Source organism: Paenibacillus sp. P22, assembly GCF_000469945.2.
Taxonomy (GTDB): domain Bacteria; phylum Bacillota; class Bacilli; order Paenibacillales; family Paenibacillaceae; genus Paenibacillus_O; species Paenibacillus_O humicus.
In genome coordinates, this window is the sequence record NZ_CBRA020000200.1 from 1 (window position 1) to 24656 (window position 24656).

Genomic DNA, 24656 nt, shown 5'->3' on the forward strand with positions numbered 1-24656 from the left:
GAGCGAAGATCCATCCCTGCACGGCGTCGGCGATCTGCTGGACAAAGCGCAGCTGACGGAAATCGTCACCAACGGCAAGGGCGGCATGCCGGCCTTCAAGGACACTCTTTCCGCGGAAGAGATCGATACGCTCACCACTTGGCTCGCCAAGCAAAAAGCGGCTCAATAAGACAACCAGCCTGATCGTTCCCGGACGATCAGGCTTTTTCGTCAACCGACGCTTATTATTATTTAAAGGGCGACACGCACGCTAACCAAGGAGGCTCATCGTCTTGTTTTCGAATTTGTTCAGCCGCTACGCTTTGTTGAATCGCCGATTCCTGTGGCTGCTGCTCGTCGTCAACGCGCTCGGCACCGTGTACGGATACTATTGGTACAAAGGACAGCTGGAAGCGACCGTCGACGCCGGCAATCCGCTCTGGCAGCTTGTTTTTGTTCCGGACAGCCCGACAGCCAGCCTTTTCTTCACCTTGAGCCTGCTTTATCTGCTCTTTCCGCCTGGAAATCAGGGACGGCTCGGCAGGACGGTCCGTGTCGCCATTGAAGGGCTGGGGACCGTTACGTCCGTGAAATACGGCATCTGGCAACGACGATCATCCTCGCCGGCGCAGCCCGCGGCGAGATGCTGGAGCCCGCCCATTTCATGCTGATGGCTTCTCATCTGGGCATGGCGCTGGAAGCTCTGCTCTATGTCCGATTCATGGCCTTCGGCAAGCTCGCCGCGCTCGCCGCGTTCGGCTGGCTGCTGCTCAACGATTATTGCGATTACCACTACGGCATTTACCCTTATCTTCCCAACGCGCTGGAGAACGATGTGCCCGCCGTGCGTACTTTCACGATCGGCTTGTCGATATTCAGCCTGCTGGCCGTCTGGCTGGCGCAGACGCTTGGACGCAGAAGGCAGCAGCGCTGACTGCTTGCCACAACGACGAATCCGAGATCTGAATGAGCCCGATGTCTCCATGCATGCGCTGTGAACGCCGGCTAACCGCTTGCCTGAAACGGGATTGCGAGTTGACCGCTTGCAGCAATGCCAAGGGCCGTGCATGCCCGCTCCCATGTCAAGCTTCTATCGCAAGCTTCTATCCCAAGCGTACAAGCCGTACATATCTCCCTATCCGCAAGCATAGTAGTAGGATAGACAGGAGGGATAGGCATGTCCGGCAAATGGACTGGAGTGTGGATCGGCTTATTGGCAGGGGCGGCTGCCCTGCTGCTGCTGCATGGAGCGGTGTTCGCATCGGGCGGCGCATACATCGGCAATTCGGAGACCGGCTCGGCTGCCGAGCCCGCGCAAAGATTCCGGAGCACCGCGAACAACCTGTATTCGGCCGTCGTGAACGGGGACCGCAGCGGCTCCTATTACGAGCTTGTCAAGCTTGCGAAGCTGGCCGGAGACCGCGGCCTGCGCTCTCATGGATATAGTGCCGGCTGGGCGGCGGTTGACAAGAGCCTGTCCGATGCCAAGGCAGCGCTGTCCGCAGGGACAGAAGCGGACAAGCTTCTGGAGGCTGCGTCGAGGCTGAGGCTGGCAGCGGACAGCCTGGCGGGAGGCGGAGAGGCGTTATGGCTGCAGTACGAGCCTCTGCTCAAGGAGGATGCCCGGCAGGTCGCGATCGCCTGGACGACCACCGGCAGCTTGGCCAAGTCTGCGGCAGCGGCGAGGCTTGCCACCCTCGAGCGGCACTGGGAGGTCATCGAGCCGGCCGTGCTGCTGAGCCGCGATCCGCTCCAGGCCGAGGCGATGAGGGAGGCTGTGGCCTACAGCGGAAAGCTGCTGAAGGCGAGCGGCGACCCTCAATCGGCTTGGATCATTCAATCGTTCCGTTCCGTTTCGGAGACGGCGGACACGCTTTTCCGCGCCGCAGGGTCCGAAGGCAACGATGCGACGGAGCCTGCCGTCGCGCCGCCGGCGAGTCCGAACATGCCGGGAGGCTGGATGCTTTATGCGCTCGTGCCGCTCATTGCCGCTGTGCTGGGCTATGCCGGCTGGAGCAATTACCGAGGCGGCCAGCACGGCGTCCGGGTGCATCCGGCCAAAGGCGAGCCGCCAAGCCATAACGGAGTCGCCCGCAAATAAAAAGAAGAAGCCTGGCCGGCAACCGGTCAGGCTTCTTCTTTGAATCCTTCTCCAAGCACGTCATGGACGTCGTTGATCACGATGAATGCGCGGGGGTCGATGCTGCGGACGATCATGCGAAGAGTGCGGATTTCCTGACGCGACACGACGCAGTAAACGACTTGCTTGTCCGTTTTGGAGTAGGCTCCGACGGCGGGAATAAGCGTGACGCCTCGCTCCATTTCCACGGTGATCTTGTCGGCGATGGCCTCGCCGTGCTCGCTGATGATGGAGAACGCCTTGGCAGCATACGCGCCTTCCTGAATAAAGTCGATCAGCTTGGAGGCGATGAACACGGCGACGAGCGTGTAGAGCACCTTCTCCTTCGGAATGTAGATGAGCGACAGGCCGATGATGATGGCATCCGACGCCAGAATGATCTGGCCCATGCTCCATCCTTTGGAGCGGGTGAGGATGCGCGCGGCGATATCGACGCCGCCTGTCGTGCCGCCGAAGCGGAAGACGATGCCGAGGCCCATGCCGAGCGTGACGCCGGCGTAAAGGGCGGCCAGAATGAAATCATGCTCGGCGTAGAAAGGCACCAACCATCCGGCCGAAATCGCCTTTTCAAAGATAGCCAGAAATACGGACAGGCTGACGGTCCCGATGATCGTCATGACCATGGACAGCTTGCCGAGAATGCGGAGGCCGACCAGGAACAACGGAATGTTCAGGACAAGCGTCGTGATGGACAGCTTCCATCCGAGCGCATAATTGAGGAGGATGCCGATGCCGGTGACGCCGCCTTCCATGAGCTGGTTCGGGAGGACGAAGTATTGCAGGCCGAAGGCGTAAATGGCAGTTCCCAGCATGATCGGGAAGATCGTGCGATAAATGTAGTTCCATTGAATCTTGGACAATTTGGACATAGACGGTTTCTCCTTGAAAATCGCTTGGCTTGCCTGCCATGGGCGCGAGCCGTTAATGGGCAGGGGCTTAAATATTGTGTTCAAAACTGCTTTAGGATAACATAGGTAAAGATACCTTGCAAAGAAGGGAACTTGTCCATGAGCGAAAAATCTCTTGCCGCCATCCAGCGGGAAGTCGACGATTACATAAGCCAGTTCAAGGAAGGCTATTTCAGCCCCTTGTCCCTCATGGCCAGACTCACGGAAGAATGCGGCGAGCTGGCGAGAGAAATCAACCATACGTACGGAGAGAAGCCCAAGAAGCCGGACGAGGCGGACAATTCCGTCGAGATGGAGCTGGGGGACATCCTTTTCATCCTCAATTGCTTCGCCAATTCGCTGAACATCGATCTGACGAAGGCGCATGATGCCGTCATGTACAAGTTCAATACGAGGGACGCGGACCGCTGGACCCGCAAAAACGGCGAACCGCAATAAAGCTCCGGGCATATGCTGTACCATCATCCTCTGAGAAGGAAGGTGGGCGGATGGACGGGGAAAGCTGCATCAAGAAAGCATACGAATCCATACTCGGCGGCGACTTCGACGGCGCGATCGGATGGTTCCGGCAAGCAATCGACCTGGAGCCGGACAATGCGTCTTTTCATTATAAATGCTCCGTCTCCTGCACGCGCAGCGGCAGATGGGAGCTCGCCCTTCATCATGCCAAGCTTGCCAGCGAGCTGGATCCGGGCCATGCGGAGTACCGATTCCATCTGGATGTCGTGGACTCCCGCAGGCTCGTCTCGGATGCCAAGCTGCTGCTGGCGGCCGGCCCTGCCAATGCCTCCGAGGCTCTTCTATTCGCCCAGGAGGCCCGGCTGCTGGATCCGCTCAACGCCGAGGCCAGCCTCGCGGCGGGACAATGCTATTACGTGCTCAATCGGCTCCAGGATGCAAAAGATTGCGTAATGGAAGCATGCAGGCTGGATCCTTCCTCTGAGGAAGCCCGCATTCTTCTGCGCAAGCTGAACCGGGCGATCAAGCCGACGAACAAGCCGCGCTGAACGGTATGGAGCAATCCGACTATTTAACTCGAGGGGATCGATATCATGAATACTCCTATCAAAGTCGCGGTAGCCGGCGCTTCCGGAAGAATGGGCAGAGAGGTCGTCAAGCTGGCGCTGCAGGATGAAAGCTTCCGGCTGACAGGCGCCATGTCCCCGTCGGCCGGGGCTGTCGACGCGGGCCGCCTTGTCGGTCTCGAGCCATGCGGCGTGACGGTGTCTCCATCGCTGGAGGCGATGCTGGACAGCGGTGAAATCGACGTTCTCGTCGATTTCACCGTGCCGCAGTCCGCTTACTCCAACACTCTGGAAGCCGTAACGCGCGGAATCCGGCCCGTCGCCGGCGTGACAGGCTTTACCCCGCAGCAGATCGCCGAGCTGGACGAGCTGTGCAAGCAGCAGGGAATCGGCGGGCTGATCGCGCCGAATTTCTCCATCGGGGCGATTCTGATGATGAAATTCGCCGCGGAAGCTTCCAAACATTTTCCCCATCTTGAAATCATCGAATACCATGGGGACCAGAAGCTGGACGCCCCCTCCGGCACTTCCATCAAGACGGCCGAGCTTATCTCCGAGGCGCGGCGCGAGCTGAAGCAAGGCAATCCTCGCGAGGAAGAGACGATCGAGGGCGCCCGCGGCGGCTACTACGACGGCTTCAGAATCCACAGCGTGAGGCTGCCCGGCGTGTTCGCCCAGCAGGAGGTCGTCTTCGGAGCGTTCGGACAGACGCTCAAGATCCGCCATGATTCCTATGACAGAGCCGGCTATATGCCTGGCGTCGCCCATGCGATCAAGAAAGTGATGACATATGAAGGCCTCATCTATGGTTTCGAACATATCATGGAGCCATGACAGCCGCACAACAAACGCATCGATACATGAAGGAGTGAGAGCGATGCTTAGCATTGCATTTATCGCGCATGACCGCAAAAAAGACGAGATGGTCAACTTCGTCACCGCTTACGAGGAAGCTTTCGCCGGCAGCAAGCTGTATTCGACCGGCACGACAGGCTCGCGCATTATGGAGAAGACATCCCTCAACATCCACCGCTATATGTCCGGTCCGCTCGGCGGCGACCAGCAGATCGGAGCGCTCGTCGCCCAGGACGAGCTCGATCTCATCATTTTCCTGCGGGATCCGCTCATGGCCCAGCCGCATGAACCGGATATCATCGCCCTGCTGCGCCTCTGCGATGTCCAGGGCATACCGGTAGCGACCAATATCGCGACCGCAGAGCTGCTCGTCAAGGCGATGCAGCGGGGGGACTTCGCTTGGCGCGAGCTGGTCCACAAATACAAGCCGGAGTAAGAGGATGAGACAGCAGACAGACATCCTCGTCTTCGGCGCCCATGCGGACGATGCGGAGATCGGCATGGGCGGCACGATCCTGAAGCATACCGATGCCGGAATGACGGTCGGAATCTGCGATTTGACGGAATCGGAGATGAGCTCCAACGGAAACGTCGAGCTGCGCAAGCAGGAAGCCGGGACTGCCGCCGGAATACTCGGCCTGACCGTCCGCAGCTGCCTGGGCCTTCCCGACCGCGGCCTGACGGGGGATGCATCCCAGCTGGCTGCCATCACCAAGGAAATCAGGCTGCGCAAGCCCAGAATCGTGTTCGCTCCCTATTGGCAGGACCGCCATCCGGATCACAACGCGGCCAGCGCCATGGTCGAAGAAGCGGTATTCAACGCCAAGCTGAGACGTTATTTGCCGGATTCGGACCTGGAGCCGGTCAACGTGGAGCAGCTTGTTTTTTATTACATCAACGACCAGCGCGACATCGCCTTGACCGTGGACATCAGCAGCTTCATCGGCCGCAAGCTCGAAGCGCTGTCGGCGTACGAATCGCAGTTCGCCCCGGCAGCAGCAGGCGACGGCAGGGTGGACACGCCATTGACTCAAGGCTATGTCAAGCGGGTCGAATATCGCGACTACTTGACCGGACAAGCTGCGGGCTTTTCCCATGCGGAAGGCTTTGCGCTCAAGAAGCCTCATCCGGTGTCGTATTTTATCGGCTGATGCCTAAAGCCCCGTCAAGGGGAATACATATGGAAGCAGAGCGCCACGAGCGGGAGGAACCCACATGACCAGAAAACTGAAAATCGGGATTACCTGCTACCCGACCCTAGGCGGATCGGGCGTAGTCGCGACGGAGCTCGGCAAGCTGCTGGCCGAGAACGGACATGAAATCCATTTCATCACGCACAGCATTCCTTTCCGGCTGGGCCAATTCCACAAAAATATTTTCTTTCACGAGGTCGAGGTCAACAACTATTACGTCTTCCGCTATCCTCCCTACGATCTCAGCCTCGCCAGCAAGATGGCTCAGGTCGCGGAGATGCAGAAGCTCGACATCCTGCATGTCCACTATGCGATTCCACATGCCGTATGCGCGTTTCTGGCCAAGCAGATTCACGGCAAAGGCCTGAAAACGGTGACGACGCTCCATGGCACCGACATTACAGTGCTGGCGCAGGACGAGTCGCTGAAGGACCTGATCCGTCTCGCCATTCACGAGAGCGACGCGGTGACGGCCGTCTCCCAGGATCTGATCCGCGAGACGAGGGAGCTTCTGGACATTACGACTCCGATCGACTTGACCTACAATTTCGTGGACAAAAGAGTCTATTATCCTCGGGATACATCCAGCCGGAGAGGGGATTACGCCGCGCCGGACGAGAAAATCCTGATGCATATTTCCAACTTCCGTCCGGTCAAGCGGGTCGGCGATGTCATCGACATCTTCCGCCGGGTATCGGAGCATGTCCCTTCCAAGCTGCTGCTCGTTGGAGAAGGACCCGAGCTGTCGCGCATCCAGTGCCAAATCCGCGAAATGGGCTTGGAAAACCGGGTGCATTTCCTCGGCAAGCAGGAGGACGTGGCCGAAGTCATTTCCCTGGCGGACCTCATGCTGCTTCCATCCGAGAAGGAAAGCTTCGGGCTAGTCGCGCTTGAAGCGATGGGCTGCGGAGTTCCGACGATCGGGTCCACGGCAGGCGGCATTCCCGAGCTCGTCTCGCATGGAGAGACCGGCTTCCTGTCGCCGATCGGCGACACGGCCGATATGGCGCGCAATGCGGCGAGGCTGCTGACGAATCCGTCCATGTACGATCAGTTCCGCAGCGCGTGCATCAAGCGCGCTTACGGAGAATTCTGCAACGAACGGATCACGCGCGAATACGAGAAGATCTATTACCGGGTGCTCGGCATGGAGGCGGAGCTGCCCGTGCCGGCTTGCGAGGGATGAACGGGGAGCCCATCAAGCCGCTTCCTCAAGAGATGCGGGATGCGGCTCCTGTGCTGACGAGGCTGCAGGAGGCGGGCCATACCGCCGTATTCGTAGGCGGCTGCGTTCGCGACATGCTGCTTGGGCTGCCGCTCAAGGATGTCGACATCGCGAGCTCCGCTTCTCCGGAAGAAGTGATGGAGCTGTACCCGAACAGCATTCCGACCGGCCTTCAGCACGGAACCGTAACCGTACGGCATGGGGGAGAGCTGTACGAGGTGACGACCTTCCGCACGGAAGGGGAGTACGCCGATCACCGGCGTCCGTCCGAGGTCTCGTTCATCCGGGAGCTTGCAGGCGACCTGCAGAGGCGCGACTTCACGATCAATGCGATGGCTCTGCATCCGGACGGAGCTCTGGTGGATCCGTTCGGCGGCATGTCGGACCTGCGGCGCGGGCTTATCCGCGCCGTAGGGAATCCCGAAGCCCGCTTCGGCGAGGACGCGCTGCGGATGCTGCGGGCCGTTCGGTTCGCGTCTGTCTACGGCTTCCGGCTGTCCCATTCGACCTGGCGGGCATTGCTCGGCCATCGCGGCAGCCTGAAGCATGTCGCAATGGAAAGAATAGGCTTGGAGCTTGACCGCATCGCTGCAAAAGGGAGCATCTCATCCGGTGTTTCCTGGCTGTATGCAAGCGGGCTTGCGGAATGCTTCAAGGAGCCTCTGCTGCTGCCGGACGGGCTGCTGCCGCACCCCGGTCCCGCCCATAAGCATAAGATGCTGCACAGAAAAAATGAGGCAGCCGACAGCCTGTCCGGCAGGCTCGCCGCCCTGGACAAGCTCGCCGATGGGGAGCAGCGCTGGCAAGGGCTGTTCATCGTGCTCGGGATGGACAAGGACATGGCCGGGGAATGGTTCCGGCGGCTGCGGTATTCGCGGGCCCGCAAGGAGAAGCTGGAATCCGTGCTCTCGATCCATCGCCGGATGACCGGCTGTGGTGACAAGCCCGTCTCTTCGGAATGGCATGCCGCTGTGCTCGGCATCGGCGCGGAGGCCGCCGAGAGCTGGCTGCGCTTGATGGAGGAGGCGGCTTCGGCGGGACTTGGACTAGACTTCGAAGCGCTGCCTCCCGGCTGCGAATCTTCCGCCGCGGAGATCCGGACCTGGATGGAGCGGATGCCGGTACGCGGCATCGGCGGCCTGGCGGTGGACGGCAAGGATATCCAGCAGCGGATCGGCGCCCGGCCGGGACCTTGGATGGGGAGGCTGCTGGAACGGCTGGCCCTGGAGGCTGCCGGACAATCGATACCCAATGAACGCCAGCCTCTGCTGGAACGAGCGGCAGAGCTGTATGATCAGGAGCAAGGAGGCATGGCGCCGTCATGAATACGGAAGAATTGCTTCGACTTTTCGAAGAAAGCGGCGACGAATTCCTCTCGGGGGAAGCGGTCAGCAGGGAGCTTGAAGTGAGCCGGACGGCAGTCTGGAAGCAGATCCGCAAGCTGGAGGAGGCGGGATTCGTCTTCGAGGCCTCCCGCAAGCGGGGATACAGGCTGATATCCAAGCCGGACCTGTTGACGGAGGAGTCGATAGCGGCCCATCTGCAGACCCGGGAATTCGGCCGCAGGCTGCTGCTGATGGACAAGGTGGATTCAACCCAGAACATTGCAGCCCAGCTCGCCGAACAAGGAACAGAGGAAGGGACGCTCGTGCTGGCGGAGCAGCAGCTGAGCGGCCGCGGCCGGATGGGCCGCGGCTGGGTGTCGCCGTACGGCAAGGGGCTCTGGATGAGCCTGGTGCTCCGTCCGCCGCTGCCGGTCAGCAGCGCACCGCAGCTGACCCTGCTTACGGCGGTCGCCCTATGCCGGGCGCTGAGGCTGCAGACCGGGCTGGATATCGGCATCAAATGGCCCAACGATCTGCTTCATGAAGGCAAGAAGCTGAGCGGCATCCTGCTGGAATCGGCAGCCGAGGACGAGCGGATCCGCCATATCGTGGCCGGCGTCGGCATCAGTGTAAATCTGGCTGAGGGCGACTATCCGGATGAGCTGCTGGAGCGTGCGGCATCGCTGCGCATCGCGGCAGGCCGCACCTTCGACCGGGCGCTAATCGCGGCCGCCTTCCTGAACGAATGGGAGTCGCTGTACAAGGTTTATCTGGCGGAAGGATTCGCTCCGGTCAAGCTTCTGTGGGAAGCCTTGTCGGTGTCTCTGCACCGCAAGATCGCCATCTCGACTCCTCAGGGAGTTATCCAGGGAACGCCTATCGGGCTTCATGAGAGCGGAGCGCTTCAGGTCGAGCTCGAGGACGGCACGATCACGGCGTTGTTCTCGGCCGAAATGGGCGAGCCCGTCCGATCCTGATTTTTCAAGCCGGTCCTGTAAAAGGGCCGGCTTTTGGCTTCGTTTACGGAGATGAATGGATCTGTTATACTGGAGGTGACCGGGCGGTATCGACAAAATCCGAACCGCACTGGCACAGCCGGGCAGAAGCTCAGTTCATCTGCCGTTTCACAGAAGGAATGTTGCATGACCAGCAGTGCGTTGACTTTTGCTCTGAGCCGCTTCAGGACCGAGACAAGAGGAAAGCCCGCAGGCGTTTTTGACATCCTTTTTCGGGCTGGATCTTTTAGCGGCGGCTAAAAGGTTTTTTTGTGTTCAAACTAACCTGGATGGGTACCGAAAGGGGAACAACGCGAAATGAAACAAGCGCTCACGATTACGAAACTGCAAAAAATGAAGGCAGAGGGAGAGCCGATCACGATGGTGACGGCATACGATTACCCGTCGGCCAGACTGGCAGAAGAAGCGGGAATCGACACTATTCTCGTCGGCGATTCGCTCGGAAATGTCGTGCTCGGGTATGACACGACCGTACCGGTAACGCTGGACGATATGATATATCACGCGCGGTCGGTCGCGCGCGGAGCACAGAACACGTTCCGCATCGTCGACATGCCGTTCATGACGGCGCGCATCAGCCGGGAGGAGACTCTTCGGGGGGCGGGACGCCTCATGCAGGAAGGCCACGCCCATTCCGTCAAGATCGAGGGCGGCGAGGAGATCGCGGAGCATGTCGCCGCTTGCGTGCAGGCCGGCATTCCCGTCATCGGCCATATCGGCCTGACGCCTCAGTCCGTACACCAGCTGGGCGGATACAAGATCCAAGGCAAGCTGGAAGCAGAGGCGGCTCGCCTCGAAGCCGACGCGCTCGCCCTGCAGCAGGCAGGCGCTTACGCGGTCGTCCTTGAGCTTGTCACGGAACCGATTGCGACGGCCATCTCCGGCAAGCTCACGATTCCGACGATCGGCATCGGAGCCGGTCCCGGCTGCGACGGGCAAGTGCTCGTCTACCACGATCTGATCCAGTACGCATCTCCATACCGCGCGAAGAAATTCGTGAAAACCTACGCCGATGTCGGATCGACGATCCGCGAGGCGCTCGGCCAGTATGTCAGCGAAGTCAAGGGCCGCAGCTTCCCGGCGGCCGAGCACACTTTCGGAGCTGCCGCTGCCGCGCCGGTCGGCGCTCTGTACGGAGGCGAACGGAAATGAACGCAGCAGCTGTCAAAACGGAACCGCTCGTGCTGAGGACCCTATCCTCCCTTCGGGAGGAGCTGTCCGCTCGGCGGGCGGCCATGCCGCAGCTCCAGATCGGCCTCGTGCCGACGATGGGCTATCTCCATGACGGGCACGGCAGCCTGATCCGCCGTTCCGCGGCGGAAAACGGCTTGACCGTTCTGAGCATCTTCGTCAATCCGCTGCAGTTCGGGCCGAACGAGGATCTCGACCGCTATCCGCGCGACGAGGAACGAGACCTGCGCCTCGCGCGCCAGCAAGGCGCCGATATCGTCTTCATGCCGAGCGTCGAGGAGATGTATCCGCGCAAGCCGCTGACGAGAGTGCTGGTCTCCGAAGTGACCGAAGCTCTTTGCGGCGCTTCCCGCCCCGGCCATTTCGACGGTGTCGGCACGGTCGTAAGCAAGCTGCTCAATCTGGTGAAGCCTCAGAAAGCTTACTTCGGGTTGAAGGACGCCCAGCAGGTGGCGGTCGTGCAGCAAATGGTCGACGATCTCAATTTCGACGTCGAGATCGTTCCCTGCCCGACGGTGAGGGAACAGGATGGATTGGCGCTCAGCTCGCGCAATGTCTACCTGACGCCGGAGCAGCGGCAGCAGGCGCTCGTCCTTTCCCGGACGCTGCGGACCGCTGCGGACTGGGCCAAGGAGCCCGGCATGACAGCGGGCGCTCTGGAAGCCCGGGTGAGGTCGGCCATAACCGAAGCGCCGCTTGCCGCCATTGACTATGCGGAGCTGAGAAGCTATCCTTCATTGGAGGCCTTGCTTCCCGGCGTCAAGCTGAGCGGCTTCGGACAACCGATGCTGCTCGCCCTTGCGGTGAAGTTCGGCTCGACGAGACTGATCGACAACGCGATACTCCACTGACAGGAGGTCAGGACTAATGTTCCGTACCATGATGAAATCCAAGCTGCACCGCGCGACGGTGACGGAAGCGAACCTGAACTATGTAGGAAGCATTACTATAGATGAAGCTCTGATGGAAAAGGCGGATCTCTGGGCGAACGAGAAAGTCCAGATCGTCAACAACAACAACGGGGCCCGGCTGGAGACGTATATCATTCCAGGTCCGCGGCATTCGGGCGTCATCTGTCTCAACGGAGCGGCAGCCCGTCTCGTGCAGCCGGGCGACAAGGTCATCATTATTTCCTATGCGGCCATGTCCGAAGAGGAAGCCCGCGCCTACAAGCCGAAGGTTGTCATTCTGGACGACGGCAACCAGCCGGTCCAGGTTATGGATGAAGAAGTTCATGCCGTCATCCTTTAATCCTTATCCTTACGTCTGAGGGAACTGCTCCGCAGGGTATACAAAAGGGCGCCAAAACACAGAATGAGGGTACCGGAGAGAGCTTGACCGGTCATTGCTGTCATTTGCATAGCCTTTATTCCCTGTGGAAGGCGGGTGTCCGGGATGTTTCAACAGCTGTTTGCCGTTATGAACGATCTGCTGGACGACATCATGCTGCGTTACCCGCATTGCAGCTCCGAAGAACGCAAAGAGATGCTGGAGCAGCTCGCCCAGCTGCGAGGAATCAGCGACCAGTTCATTGAGGAATGGCTTCGCCTGGAAGAGAAAATGGCGGATTTCCGCGAGGAATTCCCGGCAGCGGCGGCATCCGCAGGCATCACGGCCGGCACATCCTTCCCCTTGCCTGAAATCGCGGGAGCTGGAGGTGCGCAGTCCGCTGCCGCCACAGGAGCTTCCGACAGCCGGATCGCAGGCACCGGCATGGTCACCGCGGCTATGAAGGAAGCACCCTGCGGTCCGGCGATCGCCAATGGGATGGACATGGCTTCCAAGCCCCATCAGGGATCGTTCGCCATGGATGTGTCGGGCGACAATGTGGAGAGGATTGCCAAGGGCCAAGGATATTTCAAGCTTTTCATGTTTCCGCAGGCGGCCCGGCATTTCCAGGAAGCGGTGGAATGCTCGCCGGAATGCGATCTGGCCCGCATGTATTTGGCCATGACGCTGATGCATCTGCAGCAATGGAGCGATGCCGAGCTTCATTTCAAGCTGCTCGTCAGCCTCACGGACCACCCCCGCTGGCAGGCGATCGGCTTCAATGCGCTCGGCTGCATACAGGCGGTGCGCCTCAACATGGACCATGCGGAGAGGCTGTTCCGGCAGGCGCACAAAATCGATCCGGCTTTTGAGGATCCAATAACCAATCTCAAGTCATGCCGGCAGACTCCCGGGCCCTTATCCCTTTATTTCGGGAGTGCGGAGCTGACTTGCCTGTGAGAGGAAGTTTTGCTTCGAATGATCTATGCCGTACTGGATTTAGAAACGACCGGAACAAGCAGCGAGGATGAAATCATACAAGTCGGCCTTGTGCTGATGGACGAGGAGTTCAATGTCTTCCAGACACTGAACTCCTTTGTGCGCCCTAGCGGACCGATCCCAGCCTTCATCACCCAGCTTACCGGCATTGACGACGCCATGGTGGCGGATGCTCCCGAGCCCGACGATCTCCTGCTGGAAATGATTCCGCTGCTGCAGGATGCCGTGCTGATCGGCCATAATGTATCCTTCGATGCCGGTTTCCTTAATATGGCTCTCGACAGGGCAGGCTATTCGCCGTTCGACGGCAGAAAGCTCGATACGGTCGAGCTGCTCCGCATGCTTTATCCTTCCCTGAGCTCCTATCAGCTCGGGGCTGTGTCCGAGCAGTTCGGCATCCGCCACGATCAGCATCATCGCGCGGACAGCGATGCGATGGCCACGGCGATCCTGTTCGCCGAATGCGTGAAGAAGCTGCGCAGCCTGCCGCTGCTGACGCTGCAGCGGTTCGTCATGCTGAGCGCCGACAACGATCTCGGATGGATGCTGCGCGAGGAGCTGGCTCTCCGGGAAGCGTCCACCGCTCTGGATACGGACAGCCACCGCTATTTCCGCCAGTTCGCCATGAAAGCCGGAGAGTGGACGGAAGAGGAGCCTCCCCGCGACGAAGGAAACGACAACCCGCTCGAAAGCGTCAGCTTCGAGGACTATCTGGAGCAGGTGCGGGAAGGCTTTACCGCCTTGTTCCCGGACTATGAGGAGCGCGAAGCCCAGCAGACGATGTTCCGCGAGGTGAACGACGCCTTCGAGAACAACCGGCATCTGCTGATTGAAGCCGGGACCGGCACGGGGAAATCGCTCGGCTACCTTATTCCTTCCCTTTATTTCGGCGTCAAGAACGAACGGAAGATTGTCGTCAGCACTCATACGATCAATTTGCAGGAGCAGCTCAGGCAGAGGGATTTGCCGCTGCTCAAGCAGGTGCTTCCTTTCGACTTCCGCGCCAGCGTGTTCAAGGGAAGAGGCAACTATATCTGCCTCCGCAAATTCGAAACGAAAATTCAGTCGCTGGACTTCGCCGCAACGGCCGAAGAGCGGCAGACGGCGTCCCAGATGGTCGTCTGGCTGGGCGAGACGGAGACCGGAGACCAGGAAGAGATCAACTTCGGCAATCGCGGAGGGGAATTCTGGAATACCGTATCGAGCGACGCCGATTCCTGCTTGAACCGGGCCTGTCCGTGGTTCAAGCGCTGCTTCTATCACCGGGCCAAGCAGGAGGCGAATCTCGCCGACGTCGTCATTACCAACCATTCGCTTTTATTTACCGATATTAGAGCCGATCACCGCCTTCTTCCGTCTTATGAGTATCTCGTCATCGACGAGGGGCATCAGGTGGAGGAAGTGGCGGGCAAGCATCTTGGACAGCAGCTCAGCTTCTACTCGTTCCTGAACCTGGCGAACCGGCTCGCCAAGGATTCGCGCAGCGGCCTGCTGCCGCAGCTCCGCTCCCACATCCAGGGAGAGAGCGAGGACGAAGTGCCCAAGTGGACGGAGCAGCTGGACGAGATCATTCCGCGCTTCGGCTCTCTCAAGGACAGCTGGGAGACGGTATTCGAGCAGCTCCAGTCGCTGGCGGCCGCCTCTTCCGGAGGAGGCCAGACCGAGACGGGGCAGAGCGTCCTGCGCCTCAAGCCGGGCAGCCTGCCGAGCCAATGGGAGCCGATCCAGAACGAGGAAGGCATCTATTTCAAGGAAATGAACCGGACGATCAAGGTGCTCGACAAGATGCTCTCGGACATGAAGGACAAGCTGGACGATACGGTGCTTCAAGGCATGCTGACGGATCTGGCCGGCGCGGTGAAGGATGCCGGACGCATCCGGGACGAGCTGCGAGTGTTCGTGCGGGCGGACAAGCCGGAGATGGTGTACTGGATCGAGTCCAATCCTTCCGCGCGGACGAAGAGCATCCAGCTCAATACGGTTCCGGCGGATGTCAGCGGGCAGATCCGGGAATATTTCTTCGACAGCAAGAAGAGCGTCGTCATTACTTCCGCTACGCTGAGCGTGCAAAAGTCGTTCCACTACGCCGCCGAACAGCTGGGACTGAACATGGCGGACGAGCGCCGCTCGCGCACCGTGCTTCTGCCTTCGCCATTCCATTACCGCTCCCAGGCGCTTGTCATGATTCCGCGTAACTTCCCGGCGGTCAAGGGAGCCGCGGCCGATCCGGCCTATCTAAGCGCGCTGGTCGCCTCCTTGTCGGAAGCGGCCCGTGAGACCGGAGGGCGGATGCTCGTCCTTTTCACCAGCTACCGGATGCTGAAGCAGGTATACGATCCGCTGAAGGAAGCCCTTCAGGGCTCCGGCATTCAAGTGCTGGGGCAAGGGCTCGACAGCAGCAACCGCAGCAAGCTTACCCGCCGCTTCCGGCAGCAGCCCGAATCCGTGCTGCTCGGGACGAGCAGCTTCTGGGAAGGGGTCGACATTCCCGGCGATGCGCTCATCTGCCTGGCGATCGTCCGCCTGCCGTTCCAGCCGCCGAACCATCCGCTTCAGGAAGCGAAGGCGGAGATGCTTCAGGAATCCGGGCAGAATCCGTTCATGAAGCTGTCCGTGCCGCAGGCGGTCATCCGCTTCAAGCAAGGGTTCGGACGGCTGATCCGAACTTCCCGGGACAAGGGAATTGTCCTCATTTACGATACGAGAGTGATCGAGACGTTTTATGGGAAACACTTCCTTTATTCGCTGCCTGGACCTAAAATTGAACATATGCATGCGGATCAGTTCGTTCCGAGAATGAGGGAATGGCTGTCCGAAGACTCCAAGGAGGCGGTCCGGCAATGAGCAAGCAGGGAAAAGCGATATCGGAGGCGGTCGTCCGCCGGCTGCCCGTTTATTTGCAAGTGCTGGGCGAGCTTCATGTGCGCGATGTGCAGACCGTCAGCTCGCAGGAGCTTGGCCTCAAGCTCGAGCTCAATCCGGCTCAGATCCGCAAGGACCTGGCCTATTTCGGGGAATTCGGGCGCAAGGGCGTCGGGTATGACGTCAACTACCTGATCGAGAAGATCAGAGGCATCCTCAAGCTGGACCAGGTGATGCTCGTTGCGCTCGTAGGGGCCGGCAATCTGGGGCATGCCTTATGCAACTACAGCACTTATTTGAAGGACAATATGAAAATCACTGCGGTGTTCGACGCCAATCCGGCCAAGATCGGCACCCGAATCAACTCGCTCGAGGTGCAGCCGATCGATCGGCTGCAGCAGGCCGTGCAGGAGCAGGACATTCAGATCGGCATTATTACGGTGCCGGCCGCGGAGGCTCAGAACGTCGCGGACCGGTTCATCGCGGCCGGCGTCAAAGGGATTCTCAATTTTGCCCCGGTCGTGCTGAAGGCTCCGGAGAAGGTTAGAATTCATTATGCCGATTTTACGACCCAGCTGCTGAGCCTCGCCTATTACATGGATAAGGAAGGAACCGAACATGAGCAAATGGTGGATTGAAAACGGAACCTTCGTCACGATAGACGAAAGGCGTCCCGTACTAAAGGGGCATATGGTAATCGAGGACGGCCTGATTGCCTACATAGGGGAAGAGCGCCCGGCCGATGCTGACGCAATGCCAGTCAGGATCGACGGCAGCCGCCTCGCGTTCATGCCGGGGCTGATCAATACGCACGGCCATGCGGCGATGTCGCTGCTTCGCGGTTATTCCGACGACGAGGTGCTGCAGACCTGGCTGCAGGATTATATGTGGCCGATGGAAGCGAAGTTCCGGGATGAGGATGTCCGGTGGGGATCTTCGCTGGCCGTGCTCGAAATGCTCAAGTCGGGAACGACGACGTTCGTCGATATGTACGACCGGATGGATGAGGTCGCCAAAGTCGTCGAGCAGTCCGGCATGAGAGGCGTTCTAATGCGCGGAGCCATCGGGCTGTGCCCGGAAGACGTGCAGCTCCAGAAGCTGGATGAAGCGGTCCGGTTCGCCAAGGACTGGAACGGCCAAGCGAACGGCCGCATCATGACGATGATGAGCCCGCATGCTCCGTACACTTGTCCGCCGGCATTCATCGAGAAGTTCGTTCAGGCCGCCCATGATCTCGACCTGCCGATACACACGCATATGTCGGAGACCGCAGCCGAGGTGGAGCAGAACGTCCGCGAGTACGGCCTGCGGCCGGTCGAGCATCTGGACAAGCTCGGCTTCTTCTCGCGTCCCGCCTTTGTCGCCCATGCCGTCCATCTCAACGATGCGGAGATCGAGCTGCTTGCCGCCAGAGGCGCGGCCGTGTCGCACAACCCCGCCAGCAATCTCAAGCTTGCCAGCGGCGTCGCGCGCGTGCCGGATCTGCTCCGGGCCGGCGTCACCGTCTCGCTCGGCACCGACAGCGCTGCCAGCAACAACAATCTCGACCTGTTCGACGAGATCCGGCTTGCGGCTCTGATCCACAAGGGAGTATCCGGCGATCCCACTGTCGTGCCGGCGGCCGAAGCGCTGAAGCTGGCTACCCTCGGCGGAGCGGCTACGATCCGCCAGCCGATGCTTGGCTCGCTGCAAGCAGGGATGAAAGCCGATTTCATCGCGATCGATACGGATCAGCCGCATTTCTATCCTCAGTCCGATCTGGTCTCCCATCTGGCTTACAGCGGCTCCGGCCGCGATGTCGTCCACGTATGGGTGGACGGCATCCAGGTCGTCAAGGACGGCGCCAGCACGCTGCTGGACGAAGAGCGGATCAAGCATGAAGCCCAAGCCTGCTACGGCAGGCTGACGGGGAACTGATGGCGCGCCGGCGGCGCGGCCTCATGAGCAGGCGCGGCTGGACGCTGTGGATCTCCGCGCTCGTTGTGCTGCTGCTCGTGTATGTGCATGCCGAGTACCGGAGCTTCCAGCGCCCGATATGGGCTGCCGAGCTTCAGGCCGAGAAGCTCGCCCAGCAGAAGGCGGGCCTCAAGGAAACCTCCTCGGCAGAAAAATATGTATGGGATGCGCCGGTATGGGTCGTCCGCGGCAAAAATGCCGAAGGACAGGAAGTGATTGCCTGGCTTCCCGAAAAGGGGGAGCCGCTGCTGCTGGATATGGCGTCAAGCCGCAAGGAAGGCGATATCCGCAGCATTTTCAAGCAGCGAGTTCCCGACGCCGGCATTCGTCATGTCCGGGCAGGCATGATTGGCGGACAGCCGGTTTGGGAAGTGTTCTACACCCGCAAGCAGGGGCAGACCCGCTATTACTATGACTTTTATCAGTATCAGAGCGGCGAGTATATCACCACATATTCGCTGACGACTAAAAAAGCTTCCTAAATTTGTAACGATTGCCGCCTCCTCTATGAATATCGTTGTGATATACTCTTCGTATAGCAAATGTGATATACTAATCCGTATACGCATGAATTCAAGTAGACGAAGAGGCAGGCCTTTGAGCCGTCGCTTCGATTTTCATAAAGGGGGCTTTTGCTTTGATCAAAGTAAGGCTTGTGCCTTTTTTGACGACGATCGCCGTTACCGCAGCCTTGCTTTTCGGCGGCTGGTACGCCTATGACCAGGCCGTCGTGGAGCGTCCGCTGCAATCTGCGGTGGATTCGCTGCCGGGTGTCGTCTCTGCCGTCCCGACCCTTTCCAAAGACTCTCTGACCGTTCGCCTGAAGCTGGGCGCCGGAGCCGATCTGCGGGGCATCCACGACCAGATTGCCGATCGCAGCGCCAAATGGCTTGAAGGACGCAAGCTCGTCATTACGGTCGATCAGAGCTCGCAGCCCAAGCTGGACTCCATCTGGACAAGCCAGCTGTTCACCGTCGCAGAAGCGATGGAGAACCGCCGCTATTCCGAAATACCGGATGCCTTGAAGGAAATCGAACGCGCGACGCCGGGCCTCAAGACGGCCACCTCGATCGACGACAGCAACGTATATGTGACGCTGGAGCTCGGCAGCGATACGAAATATATCATTCTGCCTAGAACCGGCGAGCGAATGGGGGTTTGGAGTAATGCCTAAGTACAGCATCGAGATAGGCGGGGGAGTTCTGGTCTCGCTGTTTGCGTTTCTGTTGTTCCGCGGCGTGAATATCATTCCTCTTCTGCTGGCGCTTGCGCTTATGGGCGTGCTGCTGTTCGCGCTCAAGTCCAAGGGGCAGCTGGCAGCGGCAGGAGGCCGCAGAGAGGCCCGGGTAAAAGGCTCGACGCCGTTTTCCTTCGACGATATCGGAGGACAGGATCGTGCCAAAGGGGAGCTGGTCGAGGCGCTTGATTTCCTGGTCAAGCATGAAGAGATCAGCAAGCTCGGCATCCGCCCCATGAAGGGCATCCTGCTTACCGGTCCTCCCGGAACAGGCAAGACGCTCATGGCCAAGGCAGCCGCCCATTATACGGATTCCGTCTATCTGGCCGCATCGGGCAGCGAATTCGTAGAGATGTATGTCGGTGTCGGAGCAGGCCGGATACGCGATCTGTTCAAGGAAGCCCGCAAGAAGGCCGGCAAGGAAGGGAAGAAGAACGCGGTCATCTTCATTGATGAGATCGACGTCATCGGCGGCAAGCGCGACGGCGGCCAGCATCGGGAGTATGACCAGACGCTCAACCAGCTGCTGACGGAGATGGACGGCATCCATACGAACGAGGCGCCTCGCATTCTCCTCATCGCGGCGACGAACCGCAAGGAGATGCTGGATTCGGCGCTGCTGCGCCCTGGCCGGTTCGACCGCCATATCGGCGTTGATCTTCCCGACAAGAAGGGCCGTCTTCATATCTTAAACATCCATTCCAAAAACAAACCGCTTCATGACGAAGTGAACATGGAAAAAATCGCCGAAGAGTCGTTCGGATTTTCCGGCGCCCAGCTCGAAAGCGTCCTGAACGAGGGCGCCATCTATGCGATGCGCGAAGGATTGCCGCTTGTCGAGCAGCATCATTTGACGATGGCGATCGACAAGGTCATGATGGGCGAGAAGACCGACCGCGAGTCCACCAAGGAAGAACGGGAGCGGGTGGCGATCCACGAGCTTGGCCATGCGATCGCGGCGGAGCTGCTTCGACCGGGCAGCGTATCCCAGGTCGCGCTCGCGCCGCGCGGCGGAGCGCTCGGGTACGTGCGCCACAACCCGAGCGACGACCATTATCTGTACACGAAGGACTATCTGGAAGCCCAGATCATGATTGCTCTTGCCGGCGCAGCCGCGGAGGAGATGTTCTACGGCGGCCGCAGCACCGGCTCCCGCAACGACTTCGAGCAGTCGCTCAATATCGTCCGGACGATGGTGGAATGCGGCCTGACCGAAGTGGGCATCATTGAGGACAGGATGATGACGCCGGACCGCTGGGCCCAAATATCCGGCAGCGTGCTGGACGGCCTCATGAGCCGGGTCAAGGAAATGCTGGCCGCAAGACGGCAGCTGTTCACGCATTGCCTGAACATCCTGATCGACCGCGAGACGCTTGGCGGCGAGCAGTTCCGCAAGCTCATCGCATCGGAGGAGAGCCTCAGCGCTTAAGCTGGAGCGGCTGGCATGCATTCAAAAAGAGACGGAATATGCCGTCTCTTTTTTCATTTGCATCGATTCGGCGACAAGATGGGAACGAACGGTTGAATGAAGCTGGAACGGCCCGGATTTTTATAGCGGAAAAGAACGGTGTCAAGTTGTGTCGGCAGCCGTCGGAACGTTATAATAAAGGGTACTTTAGAGATACAGGGAATAGGAGAGACCATACTGTGAATTACAGAAAGATCGGCGTGATCGGCGCCGGCACGATGGGACAGAGCATCGCCGAGATGCTGTCCTACAAAGGGTTGGACGTCTATCTGCTGGAGCTGTCGGAGGAAAGGCTGAAGTCCGGCCTGGACAATATCGGGGTCAGCCTCGACAAGCAGATCGAGAAGTGGGCGCTGACCCAGGCGGAGAAAAAGCTGATCCTGGGACGGATCCATGGCGTATCGGCGATTGAAGACCTGTCCCAATGCGAGCTCATCATCGAGACGATCACCGAGGATCTCGACGCGAAGAAGGAAGTATTCCGAGCCGTAGACAAGGCTTGTCCGCCATCGGTCATTCTGGCAAGCAACACGTCGACACTCTCGCTGACGGAGCTGGCCAGCGTCACCGCGCATCCGGAGCGGGTCATCGGCATGCACTTCGTCTACCCGGTGTTCAAGGTGGATCTCGTCGAGATCGTTCGCGGACTCCGCACTTCGGACGAGACGTTCAAGGGCACGAAGGATTTCGTGGAGCAGGTGATCGAGAAGAAAGGCGTCATGGTGTTCGAATCCCCGGGATTCGTCACGACGCGCCTCATCTGCCTCTTCATCAACGAGGCTCTGCACATTCTGGAGGAAGGCACCGCTTCCGCGGAGGACATCGACAGCGCGATGCGCATCGGCTACTCGTTCCAGCACGGTCCGTTCGAGATGGCCGACCGGTTCGGGCTGGATTCCGTCCATGCCGCGCTTTCGTCGATGTTCCGGGAATACGGAGAGCTGAAATACCGGCCGTCCTTCATCCTCAAGAAAATGGTGCGCGCCGGCCAGCTCGGCGTCAAGAGCGGTACGGGATTTTTCAGCTACGACAAGGACGGTGACCGCGTATGAACATTCTCGTCATCAATGCCGGCAGCTCCTCGCTGAAATACCAGCTCTACGACATGAAGGACGAATCCGTCCTTGCCAGCGGCCGCGTGGAGCGGATCGGGATGGATTCCGCGATTTTGACGCATGAGCCGGCGGACAAGCCGGAAGTGCGCATCGTCGACGAGATTCTGGAGCATACGAGCGCGATCAAGCGCGTCTTGGACATGCTCGTCCATCCGGAGCATGGAGTGCTCGGCTCCGTATCGGAGATCCATGCGGTCGGGCACCGTGTCGTGCACGGAGGGGAGTCGTTCAAGGAGTCCGCTATCGTGACGAACGAGACGAAGCTGGAGATCCGCAAGCTGTTCGATCTTGCCCCGCTGCACAATCCGGCGCATATGATGGGCATCCTCGCCGTCGAAGCGGTGCTGCCCGGCGTTCCGCAGGTCGTCGTGTTCGACACGGCCTTCCATCAGACGATGCCGCAGGAATCGTACCTGTACCCGGTTCCGATGGTGCTCTACCGCCGCCACGGCATCCGCCGCTACGGCTTCCATGGGACGAGCCATGCCTATGTCAGCGAGCGCGCGGCCGAGGTGCTTGGCCGTCCGCTGGAGGAGCTCAAGCTCGTCAGCTGCCATATCGGCAACGGCGCGAGCGCGACCGCCATCCTGAACGGCAAGTCGTTCGACACGAGCATGGGCATGACTCCGCTCGAAGGGCTCATGATGGGCACCCGCAGCGGCGATCTCGATCCTGCGATCGTGCCTTACACGATGAACAAGGAAGACCTCACGCTGACGGAGGTCAACTCCATGCTGAACAAGCACAGCGGGCTGCTGGCCATTTCCGGAATCAGCAGCGACATGAGGGAGATTACGGAAGCGATGTCGGAAGGCGACAAGAACGCCCGTCTCGCTTTTGAAATGTATACTTACCGCGTACGCAAATACATCGGCGCTTACGCGGCCGCCATGAACGGCATCGACGTGCTTCTGTTCACCGCCGGAGTCGGGGAAAACTCCGTCGTGCTGCGGGAGCGGGTATGCGAGGGGCTGACGTTCCTCGGCATCGAGCTCGACCGCGAGCTCAACGCCCAGCGAAGCAAGGAAGCCCGAGTCATCTCCACGCCGAAATCCCGCGTGAAGGTGATGGTCGTGCCGACGAACGAAGAGCTGCTGATCGCGCGCGATACGTTCAAGCTGGCCGCAGAGCAATCGAAGGGAGAAACCGAAGCATGATTGAAAATCTCGTTACCATCAAGCAAGTATCCGCCCATACGGGCGCACGCGTCACCATCGGAGCCTGGGTGCACGGCAAGCGCTCCAGCGGCAAGATCGCCTTCCTCCAGCTTCGCGACGGAAGCGGTTATATCCAGGGCGTAGTCGCCAAGAACGACGTCTCCGAGGAAACATGGGAGGCGGCAGGCAAGCTGACGCAGGAGAGCTCGCTGTATGTATCCGGCACGGTCAAGGAAGAGCCGCGCAGCGCTTCCGGCTACGAGCTGCTCGTGGACGGCATCGAGATCATCCAGGCTACCCAGGAATATCCGATCACGCCCAAGGAGCATGGCGTCGACTTCCTGATGGACCACCGCCATCTGTGGCTGCGCGCGCCGAAGCAGCGCGCCATTCTGACGATCCGCGCCGAGATCAAGCGCGCCGTCAACGAGTACTTCGATACGAACGGCTTCACCCAGGTCGATCCTCCGATCCTGACGCCCACTTCCGCCGAAGGAACGACCAACCTGTTCCATACGAAATACTTCGACGAGGACGCCTATCTGACCCAGAGCGGACAGCTGTACATGGAAGCGGCTGCGATGGCTCTCGGCAAAGTATACAGCTTCGGCCCTACGTTCCGTGCGGAGAAATCGAAAACCCGCCGCCATCTGATCGAGTTCTGGATGATCGAGCCGGAAATGGCGTTCGTCGATCTGGAGCAGAGCCTCCGCATCCAGGAAGCTTTCGTCAGCCACGTCGTGCAGAGCGTCGTCAGCAACTGCCGTCCGGAGCTCGAGACGCTTGGACGCGACATTTCCAAGCTGGAGGCGATTCAGGCTCCGTTCCCGCGCATTACGTATGACGAGGCGATCGACTTCCTGAACAAAAACGGCTTCGAAGTGCCTTGGGGCGAAGATTTCGGCGCTCCGCACGAGACCGCCATCGCTCAAGAGTACGACCGTCCGGTATTCATCACCCATTACCCAGCTTCCATCAAGTCGTTCTACATGAAGCCGGATCCGAATCGTCCGGAAGTCGTTCTGTGCGCGGACATGATCGCGCCTGAAGGATACGGCGAGATCATCGGCGGCTCGCAGCGGATCGACGATCCGGAGCTGATGGCGCAGCGCTTCGAGGAGCATAACCTTCCTCTGGACGCCTATCAGTGGTACATGGACCTGCGCAAGTACGGCACCGTGCCGCACTCCGGCTTCGGCCTCGGTCTGGAGCGCACCGTCGCCTGGATCTGCGGCCTCGAGCATGTGCGCGAGACGATCGCATTCCCGCGCACGCTTTACCGTCTGTACCCGTAAGACAGCATGACCGCCATCGCCGCCGGAGGGTCCGGCGGCATGACCCAAGTTGCAGCGATCAGGAGGAAGGTGAGCCGCTTGAACGAGAACAGCCAGCATGAATATACGAGAGCATTGGCTTCCCTGATGGGAGAACGGGGAATTTTCCTTCCCGCGCTCCTTCTTCGCAGCTATCGGGAGCTGGGCCTCAGCGACAGCGACATGATGCTGCTTCTGCAGCTGATGATGTTCCGCGATTCGCTGCGCCAGGATTTCCCGACGCCGGACGAGCTCGGCCGGCTGACCGGCACGACCGCCAAGTCGGTCCAGCAGCAGCTTGGCCGGCTGATCAAGGAAGGCTTCCTGACGATCAACGACGCCGTCGACGCCGCCAGCGGCATCCGCTACGAGCGGTACGACTGGCAGGGCTGGCTGGAGCGGGCGGCGGCTTGGGCGGCTTCC

The 24656-nt window shown here is 59.9% G+C and carries 26 protein-coding genes and 1 pseudogene; 26 read left to right on the forward strand and 1 reads right to left on the reverse strand.

The genetic code is table 11. The annotated features are described in order from the left end of the window. The first annotated feature begins 16 nt into the window (after positions 1 to 16). The 4 genes from BN871_RS29390 to BN871_RS22470 all read left to right on the forward strand — a co-directional run bounded on the left by BN871_RS29390 (position 17) and on the right by BN871_RS22470 (position 2080). Entirely contained in the window at positions 17 to 169 is a 153-nt protein-coding gene (locus BN871_RS29390) for a cytochrome c (RefSeq protein ID WP_083436597.1), read from the forward strand. A 103-nt stretch (positions 170 to 272) separates the two neighbouring features. Then, positions 273 to 650, forward strand: a complete 378-nt coding sequence (locus BN871_RS30035; protein ID WP_021877930.1) for a DUF1405 domain-containing protein — start codon at positions 273 to 275, stop codon at positions 648 to 650. Further along, entirely contained in the window at positions 644 to 913 is a 270-nt protein-coding gene (locus tag BN871_RS30040; RefSeq protein ID WP_332310243.1) for a DUF1405 domain-containing protein, read from the forward strand. Before BN871_RS30035 ends, BN871_RS30040 begins: the two co-directional genes overlap by 7 nt. A gap of 243 nt (positions 914 to 1156) precedes the next feature. Continuing rightward, complete coding sequence (locus BN871_RS22470) at positions 1157 to 2080, forward strand: sporulation protein YpjB (RefSeq protein ID WP_021877932.1); 924 nt, start codon at positions 1157 to 1159, stop codon at positions 2078 to 2080. A gap of 26 nt (positions 2081 to 2106) precedes the next feature. Here BN871_RS22470 and BN871_RS22475 read toward each other — a convergent pair whose 3' ends face one another. Beyond that, entirely contained in the window at positions 2107 to 2988 is an 882-nt protein-coding gene (locus tag BN871_RS22475) for a YitT family protein (RefSeq protein WP_048748996.1), read from the reverse strand. A gap of 138 nt (positions 2989 to 3126) precedes the next feature. Here BN871_RS22475 and BN871_RS22480 point away from each other — a divergent pair, with 138 nt between their 5' ends. The 22 genes and pseudogenes from BN871_RS22480 to BN871_RS22585 form a co-directional block, all read left to right on the forward strand. After that, complete coding sequence (locus BN871_RS22480; protein ID WP_048748999.1) at positions 3127 to 3465, forward strand: nucleotide pyrophosphohydrolase; 339 nt, start codon at positions 3127 to 3129, stop codon at positions 3463 to 3465. Between the two features lie 50 nt (positions 3466 to 3515). Continuing rightward, entirely contained in the window at positions 3516 to 4034 is a 519-nt protein-coding gene (locus BN871_RS22485; protein ID WP_021877935.1) for a tetratricopeptide repeat protein, read from the forward strand. Positions 4035 to 4079: 45 nt separating this feature from the next. Next, a complete protein-coding gene (dapB, locus tag BN871_RS22490) occupies positions 4080 to 4886 on the forward strand; it encodes a 4-hydroxy-tetrahydrodipicolinate reductase (protein ID WP_048749002.1) in 807 nt (268 codons plus the stop codon). 43 nt (positions 4887 to 4929) lie between these two features. Further along, on the forward strand, positions 4930 to 5343 hold the full coding sequence (locus BN871_RS22495) for a methylglyoxal synthase (protein WP_048749005.1): 414 nt from the start codon (positions 4930 to 4932) through the stop codon (positions 5341 to 5343). Positions 5344 to 5347: 4 nt separating this feature from the next. Further along, entirely contained in the window at positions 5348 to 6058 is a 711-nt protein-coding gene (bshB1, locus tag BN871_RS22500) for a bacillithiol biosynthesis deacetylase BshB1 (RefSeq protein ID WP_048749007.1), read from the forward strand. Positions 6059 to 6122: 64 nt separating this feature from the next. Continuing rightward, positions 6123 to 7286, forward strand: a complete 1164-nt coding sequence (bshA, locus tag BN871_RS22505; RefSeq protein ID WP_048749009.1) for an N-acetyl-alpha-D-glucosaminyl L-malate synthase BshA — start codon at positions 6123 to 6125, stop codon at positions 7284 to 7286. Next, positions 7283 to 8650 (forward strand): CCA tRNA nucleotidyltransferase, encoded by a 1368-nt coding sequence (locus tag BN871_RS22510; protein ID WP_048749012.1) that lies wholly within the window; start codon positions 7283 to 7285, stop codon positions 8648 to 8650. Before bshA ends, BN871_RS22510 begins: the two co-directional genes overlap by 4 nt. Continuing rightward, positions 8647 to 9627: a biotin--[acetyl-CoA-carboxylase] ligase gene (locus tag BN871_RS22515; RefSeq protein ID WP_021877941.1), complete on the forward strand. Its 981-nt coding sequence runs from the start codon at positions 8647 to 8649 to the stop codon at positions 9625 to 9627. Before BN871_RS22510 ends, BN871_RS22515 begins: the two co-directional genes overlap by 4 nt. Before the next feature lie 336 nt (positions 9628 to 9963). Further along, positions 9964 to 10818, forward strand: coding sequence for a 3-methyl-2-oxobutanoate hydroxymethyltransferase (gene panB, locus BN871_RS22520; RefSeq protein WP_048749013.1), 855 nt, complete (start codon positions 9964 to 9966; stop codon positions 10816 to 10818). Next, the gene (gene panC / locus BN871_RS22525) at positions 10815 to 11708 is read left to right on the forward strand and encodes a pantoate--beta-alanine ligase (RefSeq protein WP_048749016.1); all 894 of its coding nucleotides are present in this window, start codon (positions 10815 to 10817) and stop codon (positions 11706 to 11708) included. The genes panB and panC overlap by 4 nt, the downstream gene beginning before the upstream one ends. 16 nt (positions 11709 to 11724) lie before the next feature. Continuing rightward, the gene (panD, locus tag BN871_RS22530) at positions 11725 to 12108 is read left to right on the forward strand and encodes an aspartate 1-decarboxylase (RefSeq protein ID WP_021877944.1); all 384 of its coding nucleotides are present in this window, start codon (positions 11725 to 11727) and stop codon (positions 12106 to 12108) included. Between the two features lie 144 nt (positions 12109 to 12252). Beyond that, positions 12253 to 13086 (forward strand): Tetratricopeptide domain protein, encoded by an 834-nt coding sequence (locus tag BN871_RS22535; RefSeq protein ID WP_021877945.1) that lies wholly within the window; start codon positions 12253 to 12255, stop codon positions 13084 to 13086. A gap of 18 nt (positions 13087 to 13104) precedes the next feature. Continuing rightward, positions 13105 to 15969 carry an ATP-dependent DNA helicase DinG gene (gene dinG / locus BN871_RS22540; protein WP_048749018.1) on the forward strand — a complete coding sequence of 955 codons (2865 nt, stop codon included), beginning with the start codon at positions 13105 to 13107 and terminating at the stop codon, positions 15967 to 15969. Then, the gene (locus tag BN871_RS22545) at positions 15966 to 16625 is read left to right on the forward strand and encodes a redox-sensing transcriptional repressor Rex (protein ID WP_048749019.1); all 660 of its coding nucleotides are present in this window, start codon (positions 15966 to 15968) and stop codon (positions 16623 to 16625) included. Before dinG ends, BN871_RS22545 begins: the two co-directional genes overlap by 4 nt. Next, complete coding sequence (locus BN871_RS22550; RefSeq protein ID WP_048749021.1) at positions 16606 to 17904, forward strand: amidohydrolase; 1299 nt, start codon at positions 16606 to 16608, stop codon at positions 17902 to 17904. The genes BN871_RS22545 and BN871_RS22550 overlap by 20 nt, the downstream gene beginning before the upstream one ends. A 23-nt stretch (positions 17905 to 17927) precedes the next feature. Continuing rightward, complete coding sequence (locus BN871_RS22555; protein WP_127506526.1) at positions 17928 to 18425, forward strand: DUF5590 domain-containing protein; 498 nt, start codon at positions 17928 to 17930, stop codon at positions 18423 to 18425. 155 nt (positions 18426 to 18580) lie between these two features. Next, the gene (locus tag BN871_RS22560) at positions 18581 to 19117 is read left to right on the forward strand and encodes a hypothetical protein (RefSeq protein WP_048749024.1); all 537 of its coding nucleotides are present in this window, start codon (positions 18581 to 18583) and stop codon (positions 19115 to 19117) included. Continuing rightward, positions 19110 to 20609: an AAA family ATPase gene (locus tag BN871_RS22565; RefSeq protein ID WP_048749025.1), complete on the forward strand. Its 1500-nt coding sequence runs from the start codon at positions 19110 to 19112 to the stop codon at positions 20607 to 20609. Before BN871_RS22560 ends, BN871_RS22565 begins: the two co-directional genes overlap by 8 nt. A 218-nt stretch (positions 20610 to 20827) precedes the next feature. Then, complete coding sequence (locus BN871_RS22570; protein WP_048749027.1) at positions 20828 to 21700, forward strand: 3-hydroxyacyl-CoA dehydrogenase family protein; 873 nt, start codon at positions 20828 to 20830, stop codon at positions 21698 to 21700. After that, positions 21697 to 22920 (forward strand): acetate/propionate family kinase, encoded by a 1224-nt coding sequence (locus BN871_RS22575; protein ID WP_048749029.1) that lies wholly within the window; start codon positions 21697 to 21699, stop codon positions 22918 to 22920. Before BN871_RS22570 ends, BN871_RS22575 begins: the two co-directional genes overlap by 4 nt. Continuing rightward, the gene (asnS, locus tag BN871_RS22580) at positions 22917 to 24215 is read left to right on the forward strand and encodes an asparagine--tRNA ligase (RefSeq protein ID WP_048749031.1); all 1299 of its coding nucleotides are present in this window, start codon (positions 22917 to 22919) and stop codon (positions 24213 to 24215) included. Before BN871_RS22575 ends, asnS begins: the two co-directional genes overlap by 4 nt. A 39-nt stretch (positions 24216 to 24254) precedes the next feature. Beyond that, positions 24255 to 24656 (forward strand): annotated as a pseudogene (locus tag BN871_RS22585) (hypothetical protein); the annotation flags it as partial.

Bases quoted from the DNA above. Each gene is read 5' to 3' on its own strand.
- BN871_RS30040 (WP_332310243.1), top strand. From the start codon at position 644: ATGCTGATGGCTTCTCATCTGGGCATGGCGCTGGAAGCTCTGCTCTAT.
- BN871_RS22470 (WP_021877932.1), top strand. From the start codon at position 1,157: ATGTCCGGCAAATGGACTGGAGTGTGGATCGGCTTATTGGCAGGGGCG.
- BN871_RS22475 (WP_048748996.1), bottom strand. From the start codon at position 2,988: ATGTCCAAATTGTCCAAGATTCAATGGAACTACATTTATCGCACGATC.
- BN871_RS22480 (WP_048748999.1), top strand. From the start codon at position 3,127: ATGAGCGAAAAATCTCTTGCCGCCATCCAGCGGGAAGTCGACGATTAC.
- BN871_RS22485 (WP_021877935.1), top strand. From the start codon at position 3,516: ATGGACGGGGAAAGCTGCATCAAGAAAGCATACGAATCCATACTCGGC.
- dapB (WP_048749002.1), top strand. From the start codon at position 4,080: ATGAATACTCCTATCAAAGTCGCGGTAGCCGGCGCTTCCGGAAGAATG.
- BN871_RS22495 (WP_048749005.1), top strand. From the start codon at position 4,930: ATGCTTAGCATTGCATTTATCGCGCATGACCGCAAAAAAGACGAGATG.
- bshB1 (WP_048749007.1), top strand. From the start codon at position 5,348: ATGAGACAGCAGACAGACATCCTCGTCTTCGGCGCCCATGCGGACGAT.
- bshA (WP_048749009.1), top strand. From the start codon at position 6,123: ATGACCAGAAAACTGAAAATCGGGATTACCTGCTACCCGACCCTAGGC.
- BN871_RS22510 (WP_048749012.1), top strand. From the start codon at position 7,283: ATGAACGGGGAGCCCATCAAGCCGCTTCCTCAAGAGATGCGGGATGCG.
- BN871_RS22515 (WP_021877941.1), top strand. From the start codon at position 8,647: ATGAATACGGAAGAATTGCTTCGACTTTTCGAAGAAAGCGGCGACGAA.
- panB (WP_048749013.1), top strand. From the start codon at position 9,964: ATGAAACAAGCGCTCACGATTACGAAACTGCAAAAAATGAAGGCAGAG.
- panC (WP_048749016.1), top strand. From the start codon at position 10,815: ATGAACGCAGCAGCTGTCAAAACGGAACCGCTCGTGCTGAGGACCCTA.
- panD (WP_021877944.1), top strand. From the start codon at position 11,725: ATGTTCCGTACCATGATGAAATCCAAGCTGCACCGCGCGACGGTGACG.
- BN871_RS22535 (WP_021877945.1), top strand. From the start codon at position 12,253: ATGTTTCAACAGCTGTTTGCCGTTATGAACGATCTGCTGGACGACATC.
- dinG (WP_048749018.1), top strand. From the start codon at position 13,105: ATGATCTATGCCGTACTGGATTTAGAAACGACCGGAACAAGCAGCGAG.
- BN871_RS22545 (WP_048749019.1), top strand. From the start codon at position 15,966: ATGAGCAAGCAGGGAAAAGCGATATCGGAGGCGGTCGTCCGCCGGCTG.
- BN871_RS22550 (WP_048749021.1), top strand. From the start codon at position 16,606: ATGAGCAAATGGTGGATTGAAAACGGAACCTTCGTCACGATAGACGAA.
- BN871_RS22555 (WP_127506526.1), top strand. From the start codon at position 17,928: ATGAGCAGGCGCGGCTGGACGCTGTGGATCTCCGCGCTCGTTGTGCTG.
- BN871_RS22565 (WP_048749025.1), top strand. From the start codon at position 19,110: ATGCCTAAGTACAGCATCGAGATAGGCGGGGGAGTTCTGGTCTCGCTG.
- BN871_RS22575 (WP_048749029.1), top strand. From the start codon at position 21,697: ATGAACATTCTCGTCATCAATGCCGGCAGCTCCTCGCTGAAATACCAG.
- asnS (WP_048749031.1), top strand. From the start codon at position 22,917: ATGATTGAAAATCTCGTTACCATCAAGCAAGTATCCGCCCATACGGGC.